Source organism: Acinetobacter sp. BD54, assembly GCF_044778325.1.
Classification (GTDB): domain Bacteria; phylum Pseudomonadota; class Gammaproteobacteria; order Pseudomonadales; family Moraxellaceae; genus Acinetobacter; species Acinetobacter baumannii.
Window position 1 is genome coordinate 133,390 of the sequence record NZ_JANJEP010000004.1, and the last position, 15,089, is coordinate 148,478.

Consider the following 15,089-nt stretch of genomic DNA (forward strand, 5'->3'; position numbering starts at 1 on the left):
ATTCATGAAAAAAATACTTTCCATTGTAGCACTTTCAACTTTACTGATCGCATGTAGTCAAAACAATCAGCAAGCTCAACAAAGTGCTACAGATCAAGCTGAACGCAGCTCATCTAATACTGCTACACAGCAGGAGCAATCTAAATATGCACCATATAGCAAGGAAGAGGTTGAAGCCAAAGTACAAGCTTTAACTCAGATTGTAGAAAATGATACCGAATATCTCCCTGCTGCGGTCAAACAAGCTCAATCATTTCTTGAGAGTTGGGATAAATATCCTGAAGCACTCAAATCCATGATGGAGTCTGATCTTGATCCCAACAATCCTGAATATAGCAATAATATTCCGATGGAGATGGAGCAACCAGAGATATCTGTTCGTGCCCAAATTTCCAGTCGGGAATCTCAATCAGCGTTTAATGTGCCTGGTGCAATTGAATATATTTTGGAAATTCAGTCCACTTCTGAACAACCCTTCACTTTAGAGGGATTAAATATTAACCGTGGTCGCTGTGGTTTTTATACAGGAGATTTCTATAGCAAAATTCCTGTGCAAATGAACTATAGTTCTACGGTATCCTATTTACTGAAATGCCGTGGTGATCAGGTCATTGAAGCTGAAATGATTACAGATCAGGGCAATGTAAATTTATCATTTTAATCTCAAACCCGACCCTATAGAGAACACTGCTGATAGTTGTGTTCTCTATTGAAAATTCAATATTTATAAACCTCTTCGATTTTTTGAATCAACCACTCCTCTGCCAAAGCTACGCATATAGGCTGAATCTTTCACTCGGAGATGCTGCTGTTCTTTTTCGCCATTCACCAAATAAGGGACAATATAATTAAGAAAGTTATAGACTTCACTGGCATTGTTACGATGAATCATACCAATCCCTAAAGTCCCCATCGCTTCATAGATCGCCATATAGTCGGAATGGTTACAGTTAAAAATATAACCATATCCGTGTGTAATCTGCTTCCAGCACTCACCTATCCACTGCCCCATTTCAAAACCACATTGATGCATATTTCCATCGTACATAAGCAAAAGATGGCAATGGTAGCCCTTACTAACCCCATGCTCTAATGCCCATGCATAACCATATAACCCACTAAAACAAGTATCTTGATCGGCTATACGCCGTAGCAATGTTTCTAGCGCTTTATTGAACACTTGGATGTTGTATAAGGCTTGATATTCTTTCTTGATAGATAAATCCACTCGAACCACCAGTGTTCTCGCATAATGATGAATGAGTGTGGATGTATAATCAAAAAGGCTATGCTGATTCTCTAATTCACGTTGTTGAAAATCAATCAGTTGCTGTTTTACACAGCCTGATAATGATTGGATATAAGTCAGAATATGCCAGACTGTCATATCATCAAAACAGACTATACAATCATGGTCTGCCTGCGGCATTAGACGGAGTGTGTGATCAACGATGTTCACCACCTCAATGAATATCTGCACTGTATTGCAATAGAAAAAATTAGCGTTATAGATTGGCTTAAATGACTGAACTAATTTTTGTAGGTCTATCATCAGGTTTTGATGATATAAATCATAACTACCTAAGCAAACTTCTTGAATGAAATGGTCTACTGCTGCCAATACTTCTGCTTCATGGTAAAGCTGATCATATTGAATATTCTGGTACATTTAGGTTCTCACTGAAACATAAGGTTCATATGTAAGTGAGGAATATATTTTTTTACTGATCTTGATTCTAAAGCAGGATGTTGTGATCATCCTGCTTAGCTGAATATGCTCATAGACTTTGGAACATACTATAGGGTTAGTTCTGAATATTTTAATACTGTGTTATTGATACATAGTCTATAGCCCATTTGAGTATGGGCTATACTGTGCTAAGTGTCTCAATCAACTAGATAAGATATTGTTTATGTTTAATATATTATTTATATATTACTTATAGTTAATAATATATATTACCTGTTAAGCACTCTACACTGTAGTTTCGATAAGTTCGTTCATCTACATAACGCTAATCGCCAATCTATCGGATTTTGCTTAGGCTAAAGTTACACTAATTTTTATTTTTTGGCAGGCTTCCTCTGAACACCCTGTACATTCTTTTCCCCTCAAGACGTAACACTTGATCCACTTCAGACTGTTCCTCAGAAATCATCTTAATGGATTTCAGGTATAGCTGAAGCTCGAATGGGCAGTAAAAAAATTCAGATAGTACGATGTAAGCAACAGCATGTTCACAAATCAACCTTTTCATATTCTGATTATTCTTGCCGACTGCTAAAAAATGGGAGATAAGTTTTTTATGTGACCATGCAACAGGCAGCTCAACCGCTTCAAATCTTATCGCATCTGTGCCTGTAAATTGATATATTTCCTCCTCTCTAATTTTATTAAAATAGATGTTTTCCCAATAGTAACTGATATCTTCAATCCATTCTTCTGCTTCAATGCCAATATCAGGCACAATGAACATCATCCTGAAGCACAATTTATTGTTTTCTGCCAGATCCCAGAACCCCATATACCCTGAAATCTGAGCAAGTTGCCTGTAGCCCCTGATTGCGTTCATAAAGTCTTTTTTTAGATTGATGAGGGTATGATCGTATAATTTCTGTAGACCATGTATAAGAAATTCAAGGGTAAAAATAAAACTTTTGGCATTTAGACTCATTACATCATTAAAATAATGACAATATTCGTGAAATTTTTTGATAGCTTTATTTTCGTCATTTTTTCGCTTTATAAATTCCTCATGGTTTCTGAACTTTTCAAGAAATTCATCCATATAAGCAATATTTTCGACACTCATATCACTAAACACATCAGGGAAGAAATTCGCAGGCAAAACGTTAAATTGTGTAGGCTTGCTTCTTTCATTCAGAGTGGGACGTAATTGTTCATTCAACCTCACTAACTTCTCATTTTTAATATGTAAATCGAGAACCTCGTAATACAGCTCCACCCGTGATGTCGACTCAAATAAATTGACTTTATATTCCACATTATCAATATGCATCCTACGGGTATTCTTCAGACCAAGATCATTACTAAGAAATTTAAAAGGATAAAACTTATAAGCAGAAACCGGAAAATAGAACTTATTCCATGTGATTAAAAAATAATGTCCTTTCATCTTATCTAGTGATCTTATAAACAGTATCAATTCCAATAAAACTCCTAGATTCAACTCATCCCTGTGTTTCAGAAAACCGCTGCGATTCAGGTCGATGCCAAGGTTGTGAAAAATATTTTTAATTATTTTGTCACTGAAATAAACTAAAGACATTACCACACCTGCATTTCAACTATTTTTAGAGATCAAATTTGTAGATCATATTACCAAAATTATTAGCTTATTATCCAATCTTTGTAAGGTTTGTGATTCATATAATTCAGCCAAATTTTCATTATAGTTAAATTTCGGCTGAGGGCCACGGTTTCACCAAGGTGAACTTTAGCCCAGTGAAATTTGCCCTGTTCCAGCCGCCGGGCTGAGTAGATATCCAGATTTCATTAATACGGATCATGTTGCAAGCGCCTTGAGTAATTCTGCTAAAGCAGATATTTCTGATACTTGCTATTTCAAGCCAATTTCTGCTTTTGAGTGGGGTAAAGTAATTTGAACCGTTAATATGTCAGTAGGAGTAGGATCTAATGGTCCAGAACAGGATAAGGCAATAAATGCAGGTTTATTCGGTAGTGGGGGAACGATCATCCCCTGGCTTAGCATCAATTAAGCGAATCCATTTGGATACAAGATTTGTATTCAATCCATGTTGCAAAGCGACTGAAGCAATTGAAACGTCCGGCGCTTTACAAGCCTGAACGATCTGCTGTTTAAATTGAGCACTGTATGTTCTTCGTTTTTTCGTAAGAGATGCGATGGATGTCTGGTTATTTGTAGTCATAAATTTAAGTCCCCACTTGTTTCTAAGTGGGGACTAAATTAAGGCTTATAGGATGAATTCAGAAGGTGTGTTCAGCGGACGCTTACAAATAAACCAGGTTCACCTCATTTGAATGGCAAGGTAGAGCGTTCTCAAAAGACTGATAAATCTGAGTTCTACGCTACTGTCGATATTAATTCTGAAGATATCCAAGACAAGCTAGCCGAATGGCAGCATGACTATAACTGGATGAGACCACATTCAGCTTTGAAAGGTAAAACACCGATGGAAAGGTACTTTGAATTATGTGAAGAAACCCCTTTCTCTGATGAGGTCCAGAAGCAATACAACCCATCCAATGAACGGATTCAACACGCCAATTACAAGATGGATTTAGAGATCGCTAAATTGAAACGATCTCTATGAATCACACAAGCGTTGGGGAGACGTCCGCATCGTACATTTCCTTGAATGTGGCAACAATATCTCGTGTCGTCATGCCTTTGGTGTATAGGGATAGGATTTGGCTATCCATTTGTGTGATACGGGTTTTCATTTTTAATCAGCTGGGTCTTACCTTTTGCCTCTGTCGCAATACGATTTAGGGCAACACCTTGCTGAGTTAGATATTGAGATACTGCCTGCGCACGACGCAAGGACAATTTTAAATTATATTGTTCATTTGCCTGCTGATTGGTAAATCCATACAGTGTCAAGGTGTAAGCTGGATGTGCTGTTAGGAAGTTCACGATCTGATTGAGCACATTGATGGAATCTTGCGATAAAACTGCCTGATCCAAAGCAAAATGTACAACATCCGGCACAGGTTGATCAGCAACCTGGCTATTTTCAGAGATGACTGTTTTTTGTTGTGGCGACCAAATCGGCCATGTTCCGACCACACCATGACATCCCTGCTCACTGCCATTCAGTTCCTGTAAAGATGGATAACTAATTTTCGGAAGCTGTTGAGGAACATCTGCACTGCAACTAAACGCCCGACTATTTGCCTGATCAATTAAGCGCTGTGCTGATAAAAACAGCTCCCGTGAATGTCGCCAGCCCAACTCACAATGTTCAGCGGCTGCCCAGACCAGCATCACCTCTGCCTGTGCAATCTGAGACTGGGCACAGGAAAAACCTGCATGCTGTTTCAATAATTCAGTATTTGCCCATAAATCCCGACGCATTACACTTGAGGTAGACAGAATCGGTGTGGTTAAACTTAACTGCTTAGCCTGACCTTGCTCTAATGCCACTATAATCATTTCCGCCTGGGCAAGGGCCTCCTTTCGCGCAACCGTTGCACTTTTTTCACTTCCCTCATGGGCTGCATAAGTCAACCATGCGGCTGCTTTGACAGCATGATAACGTTCAATTCCCTGTTCATTCAAAAAAGGAACGAGACGTGTTTGCAAGGCAGCAACCTGTTGATCTTTTGAATTATAAATACCTGACTGGGCTGTAGTATCTGGAGAATCTTGCGCCATAACAGGTGCAGCCAAATGATCAGGATTTTTTGCCCAAACCATCACGCTCCAGCAAACCACAACAGTTGCAGCACCACGATAAAATTGACGCAAGGCAGGTGTGACATATTTCATCTTTATGGTTCTCTTGAAGCGTTCACGGTAGAATTGTTGCGAGAAAACAGGTTCTCATCAAACTTGAATCTAAAGCGTACATATGCGCCCTGAAGAGTTGTGTCACTATCCACCAGATCATCATCTTTATAGCCAGAGAAGTTATAACCACCTGATAACCAGAGGTTTGCAGCCAGCAAATAGCCCACTTCCCCCCCAACCAAAACACGGCGGCCCGAACTCATGTTCGACCATAACACGCCTGTATGAATACCCGCATCCCAACGTTCATTGATGTCATACATTGCCCGACCACTGAGCATATGTGTCATACCACTTGACTCCAAACCAGAGAACGTTGTGTCCACATTTTTAACTGCATATTGGCCTGAAAGGGTAATATCGCGACTTGGATGATAATTCAAGTGATTTGAAAAAATATAGACATGCTTTAAGTATGGATTATTTAAATCTGACTTGTTACTGTCATAGCGGTATTCCACCTTGGTCAGCGCATCAAAACGATTGTGCTCAGTGTCACGGTAGGCAGCCCCCACCTGGAAACGATCAACCAGGCGATCACCACTGTTTTCATTCTTACTATCAGTCAGGCTAACTACATTTTTCGCCAATAAAGTCACGTCATTGGAATATTTGTAGGCAATCCCCAGATTATTCAGGATGGTGTCAGACTGGTCAGCCCAACGTGCTTCAATTCTCGCAACAGCTTTCCAGTTTGGATTGGCCAGATATTCCACACCTAAAGATGCAGCAGTGTTATCGGAATTTTGGTTATCGGTATCTGCTTTTGACAATGACTTCACCTGTTCAAAACTGGTGGTTGCATAGAAGCCTTTTTCCAGTTCCCAACGGTTACGTAAACCGATTGCAGCTTCAGCTTCGCGCGCACTGATGCCATCGCGAACACGATATTCACTAAATGCCGTACCGTTATTGTTATATTTACTGTCCAGACCAAACACTGTGACATTACGACGCTGATTGTTATTTAGGTCATACAGTCCCTGAATACTGGACACCAACTCATGGCGACCATAGGCACGTAGTTTTGAATTAATCTGGTAATTCGCACCCAAGGCAAAATTACGACGCTCAGCTTCGGAAACATCCTGCTCATATTCAGCAAAAACATTTGAACCCTGCCAAGGAAGCTGTGTGGTGATTTTTGTACGTGCGGTTAAACCATGATACGGCGCTGTTTGTGAAGCCCCCAACAGTGCTGGATTCTCAGACTCATCATAATATTTCAGGCCCAGCTCAACTGCCACAATACGGCTGATCGCACGTTCAATACTGGCAGAAACACCCTGATTGACACCACTTTGCAAATCTTCAGTACGGATGGCCTCCAGTTTTGCCAAACCGATCTTACCCAGTTGCGCACGCCCTTTTATACCACTTTCCTTACGTCCAGCGGTGATTGGTGCCGCTGTATTATAAAATTCTCTATCAGCTTGGTTATGATAAACTTTCATTTCCAAGTCTTTATAAGAATAGTTTAATTCAACTCGTGCAGCATTACCCGATAATTTACCAGTTGCATCTGGTGTGGTGTTAATCTGTGTTAAAGAGTTTAAACCGTCATTGATATTTTCAGAACGGGCAAACTCAGCAATCAATTTACCCTTGTCGGCAAATTTCACCACGGTATTGACACTGGCCAACTGGTCCTGCGTTAGTGGATTATTACTCTTCACATAAGAACCACCTACTTTGGCTTTATCTGTGACTTTTACAGAACCAGACACACCACCAACCGTGTATTCATCCCCACCCTGCTCAGATTCCACTGTAATACGTAGATAGACTGGATTCAGGTCAGCATCGACACTTGGTACAGGATCTTTTAAGTAAATGCTGTTGCTAAAGGTATCCACTTCATAATCAGTAAAACGTGCCAAAGTACTACGCGAAATGATCAGGCCTGGATTATCGCGGTCACGGGTCACCACCTCAACTTTTTCACTGTTGGCAAGCACATCATCGGTATTGACATTACCCATGCTATACGGACCTGAAATCCCCATAGCACGCTGTTCATTGGTCACCTGTTGCGTATTGGTCTGCGCAGCAAAGGCCGTGACTTTATAGCGATCTGTTTCGACAGCCCCACGAACACCTGTTAATGAACGGCTATATTGACCTAAAGCCAGGCCCTCATCATTTTCAGTACGTGTGACATAATCACCATACATGGCATAAGAACGGCCTTTATCCACACGCACGTAGAGCTTACTGGTTGTTTGTGCATCAAAACCTTTCGCCGCCGAGTCACCATAAACTGGATAATATTCATCTGGACGAATATCACGGAACAAGCGCTGGTTTTTATCCTTGTCAGAATCATAGGCAAGGGTCAGTAAATATTCACCCTTGACTTTCCCTTTCAGGAACATGGCTGCACGCCCTGTGACATTGCTTTTGCCATTGTCCGATGATGAAATCTCTTGCAGTTCTTCCTCAAACCCATCCTGCGAACCGACATTGCTTAACTGTTTCGGGTCAAATTTCTTAAAGTTAATTGATCCTTCTACCAAACCAACTGCAATGATCGGACGTAAATCAGGTAAGAAACGTATTGGTGTACTGCTATGAAAAATACCACTTTCAACCGACAGCGTTCCTTCACCCGCCTCAATTGGCGCCTTTATTGGCACAACAAGTGTACCGCCCTCAACAAACACCTGAATACCAGGTTGTTTCGGGTCCAGGTCAGTCAACTCAATTTTACCAATCGAGCTGTCGAGCGTAACTGGAGTTCTGGTAGAAACCAATGTGCCATTACGGTCAACAATTTTCATGGTTACATTGAAATAATCACGACCGTTGGCTTGCGGTTGTACTTTGGCTGACTCAAGTAACAGCTTATCCATTTGGTCAGGCACAACCACATTAACCTGTTTGGTATCGCGAATATTGCCCATCATGTCGACTTGACGAACTTCTATACTGTTCTTACCCACAGCAAGATCGACACCGATAAAATCCAGACCTGCAACCTGCAAGTCAGGCAATATTGCACGTTTACCAATGCGTTTCTCAGAAACCTGTGTGCCATTTACCCACAGTTGTAGTTCTGTGCCAGCAGCACCCTTAACCTGAACCGCTGTTTGGGCATAACCAAGAAGTTGCCCATCTTTTAAGTTGATAATTTCGAGCTGATTATTGGCAGCATTTTCCAGCACTGTTTCCAGACTAAGCATTTTCGCCGCTTGCGTGGATTCGGCTGGCACACTCTCAGTTGCTGCCAATGTTTCAGTCAGTGGCAAGGCAACTGAAGAAGCAACGCCAGATTTTTCTGGTTCAAAAGTAACCTCTTTCAGTTCCTTAGCCTGTTCCTTGGAAAAATCAAGGTTACAATTGGCCCTGATTCCCTGTGCCGAGATACAACCACTTGCTGGCTGACCTTTAACATCGGTAATCTTGGAAAAAACTGGATCAATGGTAAGGTCTGAACGTAACACCTGTTCTAAATTGGTGTTGTCCTGTTCAATGCGTTTTTTACGTTCTGCGATTTGTTGCAATAAGGCTTGCGAACATTGTCCTGTACCATTGGCAATTGCAAAATCGGCACGATGTAGTTCACCACGTTTTAAATCCACAAAACGGCTATTTGGATCACCTGCCTGACGATTGCCAATTAACACCAACTCAGAATCAACTGGCAAACTGGTACGGTCAACCTTTAGAACGTGGGTTTTGGCACTGATCCCATAAAAATCATATTTACCTTCACTGTCAGTCACCACATAGCTACCATCTTCAAGGTAAATACGCACACCTGGCACACCGACTTCACCTGCATCCTGTACCCCATTACGGTTACAGTCAGTAAAAATCTTACCAACAATAAAGCCATCAGAGATCATTGCGCCAGGAGTTACTTCTACTTTTGCAGATGCTTCGTTTGATTCGATTCCCTGACCATCTTTTGCCCGAACACGGTTAATGCCATCACCATTCAAGGCATTTGGACCAATATAGACGCGATACTGAACCTTAACTTCCTTACTTGGAGTCAGTGTACCTAAACCAAGTTTCAAATAAGGACCTTTTCCACCTAATGGGTCAGCAACCTTGGTGCCATCGATACGCATAGAACCCTGAACATAGATAAAGCCTCTAGGCAAGGTATCAGTAATCGAAACATCTTTGGAATCCACCGTGCCACGATTGGCAACCGTCACGGTATATTCTTCAAACTCACCGATTTCCGAGTTTTTATTGGTCGCAACCTTTTGTACAAATAACGGCGAGGTTGGTACAGTCAAATCAGGATCAATTGGAATATCAATATTGAGTGCTGGATCACCATTATTTAAGGTGAATTTGCCAGCATAAGACCATTCCAGATCAACAGCCTTATCCGCAGGGAAACTTGGATAAACAGATTTATCACTGACAAAGCTATAACGTGTATTTCCAGGAATTGTGGTTGTATCCACAACAAAACTGTAGGTTCCTGCTTTAACAAGGGGATAAATAAATTTACCCTCGCTATTGGTGATCTGCTTGGCTGGAATTGTAACCAGCTCTCCAGTCTGCTCATCAAGTTTGTATGCAATATTGTCCGCAATTGGCTGACCATTCTGGTCTAATAAAGTGACCGTTGCTCCCGCCACAGGTAAACCTGTCTTGGCATCAAACACTGTGCCATATGGGTCAATAAGCACCTGAGTACTAATATTGGTAAATGTCTGGGTTGAATTACCCTGTGCATCCAGACAGTCCGTCAGGCTAACTTGTACTTGATCGCGTTTGACAGTTTGTAATAATGAATCATAAGCAATACCTTCATCTGCAAATGCGGTTGGTAGCGTGTAATGGAATACGCCTGTATTCGGCCCAGTTTCTACCCCAATGACTTCTTCAAGATCACCTGTCTTGGCTGATTTAATCTTAATTTTCACCTTGTCGGCAGTATAACGGTCTGCATTACAGCTGGCATTTTGCGCTTCAAGATAAAGTGGTTTATTCACACTGCCTGTAGTCAAGACATTTTGGAAATCACCAGATTTATTATTAATCACTGCAAGACCACCTACCACGGTGAAAGCAGGATTAGACAATACCTCTTTTTGGCTATTTGTGGTTGCATACGAAACTTTATAGGTATTTTTAACCGTTGTTTTGGCAATATTACGATTCATTGTAACCGTAAGATCGACTTGTTCAGTTGTATTAGCCTCAATTTGTGGAAAGCCAACCACCAATTGATCAACCTTGCTTAAATCACTTGGCAAGATCGTTGTATAGTTATTGCCTGTTTGCTTATACAAAACCTTGGCCTGCGTATTTTTTAACTGTGCAGACTTGAATATTGTGTTGGCAGGCAGATCATCAACTAAAAGCACCATTTTCTGTGCCTGACCATCGATCATCACATCCACTGGTCTTGCCGCTTTTTCCCCTTGATTGGTGATGGCCAAGGTATAGTTAAGATCATAGTTGGCATTCGCTGATGGCTCAAAAGTTTTCTGGACAACCTCTTTGGTTGCAACCAGTTGTGGTCCATAGCTGATGGCACTATCTATAGCCGTTGCTATTACACTATTATCCTCAACAAGTGTTGCTTTTAACGGTAAATTTAACTGCTGACTTTCAGTCAATGTGGCACTTGCTGTTGCAACTACCCACAAATGAACGCTCTGGCCTACCGCCAAGGCAACATTGGTTGTCAGTTGTTGATCATCGGTGTCGAATTGACCGTTTTTATTGGTATCTACATAAATTTTAACGTTGCTTAGTTCATTTATTGTTAACGCTTCTAGTTGTACATTGACAGGCGCATTACTATTGTTGACTAAGGTATTTGCCCAAATAACACGGGTACTTGGTTCAATTTCCTGAACTGGTGGAGTAGTTAAAGCAATTGCGTAAAGAGCAGAAACATTGATTTCTACGGTATTTGAAACTGATTGTTGGGATTTACCATCGGGTGCAACATAAGTTGCATAGGCGATATTTTGGATAGAGCTACCCACTTCAGGCATATTCGCTGCATAACCGTACTGCGCTGACAATATTGATACTGTCAACGTTGATAACATGAATGTCATGTTATGGAATGCGTTAGATTGCTTCTGTTGTAGCACAGCGCTTACCCTTCAACTAAATAGTCTAAAAAATTCAAAAATTTATTTGAGATGAACACCTGCCTAGGCAAATGTTCACATCTCTAATTATTTGTTTTCATTTCAAGTGAATGAATAAAGCTTATGGTGTAAGTGGATTCACTTTAATCACAAACTCTAATGTCGCACTTGCATTTGGTGCTAAAGGCGACTGTTCTGCTGAAACAGTACCTGTATAGCCATCAACATAGTTTCCTGTGTTCTGCAATGTTGCACTTGTTGCAAGTGGAGACACACCAGAGATTGCTTTCAAGGTAGTGTATGACGGCGTATTATCGCTAATCACGACATTGGTTACGGTTGCATTACCTTCGTTAGTCGCGACAATACGGTATTTCACACATTCGCCTGGTTTTGCACTAACAGTATTCTGTGTATAAGTTGCACCTGTACCCGTTGTACAATCAACCAGAGCCTGATCCTTAACCAGACGCACCTGACCTTCAGTCACTGTGGTTAAGTCAGTATTAGAAATACTTGCGTGTGTAATAGTACCTACAGTTGCTGGGTTAATGGTGAAGATAACTGAACTTGGTGTTCCAGGGGTTGCATTGCTTGGCGCTTGAACCTTGATGAGGAAATTCACAGAAGCATTACGTGCAATCGACCCTGTTAGCGCTGCTAAATCATTACCTGTAACCAAGGTATCGGCTGCATCAATGTTACCGTCGTTATTCACATCGATAAACAAGCTTGTTACCCATCCATTACCAGACTGATCGTTGGTCAAGGTAAATGGCAAGCTACCTGTTGTTGCACCTTCATCAATGTTACCTGTATTGGTTAAGGTATGTTTATAAACAACGGTACCACCTGGTGCAACCTGACCAATACGGTCATTTTGCAGGCTTAACTTACGATCTGCCTGAACTGTAACCTTGTCCACCATCACATCGCTTAAGCCTGTCGCTGGCGAAGAAACCTTGAAGTAAACTTGTTGGTCACCAGCTGGCGCATTGGCAGGAGGCGTTACCACAGCAACAAGTTTAATATTGCTGCCACCATTAATATTACCTGTATTGGTTAATGGTGCGCCTGTTGGGTTGCCACTACCATCAGCCACATAGAATTTGACATCCCAGCCTGCTGGTAATGCGTGTGCAGGATCAATACCTAGATTGAAGTTATCACCTGTTACACCAGAATTATCAATTTGAAGTGGGAAATTCACAGCCTGATTCGGTTTAGTGCTACGAACGTCAATATCTAAACCAGTATCTTTACCAGATGCGCCAGCCACTGAACCAGTAGTATTTGAAGCATCACCATTATGTAAGTCAACTGTTGCAGGCGTTACCTGACTAATTACCAAGTCCAATTTATCTGTCTTGGTTGCATCAGACTTAGGACTTGTGGTTAAAATGGCTTTAATAGCAGATGATGTTGAATAACTTGCAGGTAATGTTACTTTTGCAACAAGGTTATACGTACCACCACTTGGGATAGAGCCTGTTGAAATAAATGGTGTTACACCATCAGCTTGATATAAGGTAACAATACTGCCTGCTGGTAAACCACCTGCCCCATCCGTACCTTTATCAACACTTACTGTAAATTCTTCACTCACATTACCCGTGTTATGAATAACGATTGGTTCACCACCTTGACCAGTGGCGCTAAATTCAGCAACTTCACCTTGCTTGATTGAAGCAATGACAATTTGGTTATCTTTTGCGGTTGCAGAAGTTTTTTCCGCATCTGCGTAAGCATCATTTTGGTTATCATTGATTGTACCTTTTTTGATGCTTAAGATATTTACGTCATTCGGGTTAGACGGCGTATCCCCTTCTGGACCTGATGGACCATCTGGGTCAACATATGCAGTGTTCCTGATCACGCCTGCTGGTGTATTTTGATCTACGCGAACCTTAAAGGTTAATGTACCTGTAGTGTTCGGTGCTAGAGTTGGAATCGTTAAGGTTACAGTACCTTTACCTGATCCTGAAGTGGTTTCAACAAACTTATAACCATCAGCATCAACACCATCAGTTTGTGCCACGCCAGCAAGTTTTGCAGAATTAGCAACATAAGTTAAACCAGCAGGTAACAAGTCCGTAACTGTAACATCAGTTGCTGTTGTGTTACCTGTGTTTTGGTAAACCAACTTATATTCAACTTCACGAGCGGTTGGACTAGCTTGGGTCGCATCAATCGCCGTTACGCTGGCAGATTTAATCACACTAATCACTGCACCGTTGGTAATTTTAACGGTGTCTGTATTTGTTGCTGTGAGTGTATTGTCTAAAGTACTTTGTGCAGTGATGGTTAATTTACCCAAATCACCAGCAGAAAGTGCAGCACCACCTGCACCAGTTGTTGGAGTGGTTGCCTGAACAATTAAGTTCACCGACTCACCTGCTGCCAAGGTAACACTTGTTACAGGAGTCTGGCTATCAGGAACACCATCCTTATTGGCATCAAGATAAACTTTTAAATTACTGAAGTCATATTGGTCACCAGAGGTAACATCCGCCACATTTACCGTGAACGTATCACTACCGTTACCCGTGTTGGTTAAGGTGTGTGATAAAGAAACCTGGTTGTTGGCATTGGCATTTGCTGTTCGGTCAGCAATCAACGTGAAACTTGCAACTGGCAATACTGTGGTGGTCACAATATTTGAAGATACAGTTTTAGTGTTTCCTGTGCTATCAGTATAGCTTGCAGATGCAATGTTACTGATATTTGTACCAGCGGCTGGTGCAGCGGCATGTGCAGATGAAATGAAAGCTGCGCTACCTGCAACCAAAGCAATAGAAGCCGCTAGCTGTGTGAGTTGTAGACGGTTTGACATTATTTTACCCCTTATATGTAAAATGCCAATTAGTTAGTTTTTTCACTATTTACACGTGTTTGAGCAGAAACCGTCACAGACTTTCCAGCAGGAAGTTCCTCAATGGTCCAACGCAATGCACGATAATCTTTCAGTGGTACATTCACCATTTGATTACTCTCTTTGCGTTTTAAAGGCATTGGGGCAAAATGTGTACCATCAGTACTTGCTTCAGCATTTTCTGGCTGAGACTTTGCCAAAAATTGTGTTTCTACAGGTATCGGTAAAGTCGCAGCCAGATTCTTGATTTTCGCAGTGGTGTTATTGGTATAGGTTGCCCGATACTCAATCACATCATTGGGTTTTACCTTGGTCACCAGCTTTGAGGTTGGTTTCCCATCAGTGCCTGCACTGATCAGGAAAGTTTTGAGTTCTACTGAAACGGGCTCTTTTGTCGTTTTAGGCTCAGCGAATACACTTCCAGCCAAAACAAGAACCGCAGTACCAAGCAAACATTTCTTGTACATATTGTTCAAATACGACATTCAATTATTCCTCGTCTTTTTTTATTTTTGAACATTACATTTACCATCCAAAAAAAGTTAACCATTTTTTATGAAAATATATCAATAATCAACAAATTTATTTAATTTACTTCACACTTTTACAAAAAAAATTACATTACAT

7 protein-coding genes and 3 pseudogenes are annotated in these 15,089 nt (G+C 41.1%); 2 read left to right on the forward strand and 8 right to left on the reverse strand.

What is annotated here, in order from left to right; translation table 11 throughout:
* Nucleotides 1–4: 4 nt before the first annotated feature.
* A complete protein-coding gene (locus NQ782_RS08030; RefSeq protein WP_004992794.1) occupies nucleotides 5–661 on the forward strand; it encodes a hypothetical protein in 657 nt (218 codons plus the stop codon).
* 63 nt (nucleotides 662–724) lie between these two features.
* Here NQ782_RS08030 and NQ782_RS08035 read toward each other — a convergent pair whose 3' ends face one another.
* From NQ782_RS08035 to NQ782_RS08045, 3 genes and pseudogenes are all read right to left on the reverse strand, one after another.
* A complete protein-coding gene (locus NQ782_RS08035) occupies nucleotides 725–1,669 on the reverse strand; it encodes an inovirus-type Gp2 protein (RefSeq protein WP_004992793.1) in 945 nt (314 codons plus the stop codon).
* Between the two features lie 388 nt (nucleotides 1,670–2,057).
* Entirely contained in the window at nucleotides 2,058–3,290 is a 1,233-nt protein-coding gene (locus NQ782_RS08040) for a hypothetical protein (protein WP_004992792.1), read from the reverse strand.
* Between the two features lie 291 nt (nucleotides 3,291–3,581).
* A pseudogene (locus NQ782_RS08045) lies at nucleotides 3,582–3,912 on the reverse strand (transposase).
* Between the two features lie 87 nt (nucleotides 3,913–3,999).
* On the opposite strand from NQ782_RS08045, the pseudogene NQ782_RS08050 reads away from it, so the two are divergent.
* A pseudogene (locus NQ782_RS08050) lies at nucleotides 4,000–4,317 on the forward strand (integrase core domain-containing protein); the annotation flags it as partial.
* Between the two features lie 4 nt (nucleotides 4,318–4,321).
* On the opposite strand, the pseudogene NQ782_RS08055 reads toward NQ782_RS08050, so the two are convergent.
* The 5 genes and pseudogenes from NQ782_RS08055 to NQ782_RS08075 all read right to left on the reverse strand — a co-directional run.
* A pseudogene (locus NQ782_RS08055) lies at nucleotides 4,322–4,450 on the reverse strand (transposase); the annotation flags it as partial.
* Entirely contained in the window at nucleotides 4,419–5,495 is a 1,077-nt protein-coding gene (locus NQ782_RS08060) for an OmpA family protein (protein WP_017403325.1), read from the reverse strand. The pseudogene NQ782_RS08055 and the gene NQ782_RS08060, both read right to left, overlap by 32 nt.
* A 2-nt stretch (nucleotides 5,496–5,497) precedes the next feature.
* Nucleotides 5,498–11,590, reverse strand: coding sequence for an SdrD B-like domain-containing protein (locus NQ782_RS08065; RefSeq protein WP_267581185.1), 6,093 nt, complete (start codon nucleotides 11,588–11,590; stop codon nucleotides 5,498–5,500).
* A 121-nt stretch (nucleotides 11,591–11,711) separates the two neighbouring features.
* Nucleotides 11,712–14,423, reverse strand: coding sequence for a DUF11 domain-containing protein (locus NQ782_RS08070; RefSeq protein WP_032036538.1), 2,712 nt, complete (start codon nucleotides 14,421–14,423; stop codon nucleotides 11,712–11,714).
* A gap of 29 nt (nucleotides 14,424–14,452) precedes the next feature.
* Entirely contained in the window at nucleotides 14,453–14,947 is a 495-nt protein-coding gene (locus tag NQ782_RS08075) for a hypothetical protein (RefSeq protein ID WP_114258854.1), read from the reverse strand.
* Nucleotides 14,948–15,089: the final 142 nt, after the last annotated feature.

Excerpts from the sequence above, each read along its gene's own strand:
- NQ782_RS08035 (WP_004992793.1), bottom strand. The coding sequence starts at position 1,669 with ATGTACCAGAATATTCAATATGATCAGCTTTACCATGAAGCAGAAGTA.
- NQ782_RS08060 (WP_017403325.1), bottom strand. The coding sequence starts at position 5,495 with ATGAAATATGTCACACCTGCCTTGCGTCAATTTTATCGTGGTGCTGCA.
- NQ782_RS08070 (WP_032036538.1), bottom strand. The coding sequence starts at position 14,423 with ATGTCAAACCGTCTACAACTCACACAGCTAGCGGCTTCTATTGCTTTG.
- NQ782_RS08030 (WP_004992794.1), top strand. The coding sequence starts at position 5 with ATGAAAAAAATACTTTCCATTGTAGCACTTTCAACTTTACTGATCGCA.
- NQ782_RS08075 (WP_114258854.1), bottom strand. The coding sequence starts at position 14,947 with ATGTCGTATTTGAACAATATGTACAAGAAATGTTTGCTTGGTACTGCG.
- NQ782_RS08040 (WP_004992792.1), bottom strand. The coding sequence starts at position 3,290 with ATGTCTTTAGTTTATTTCAGTGACAAAATAATTAAAAATATTTTTCAC.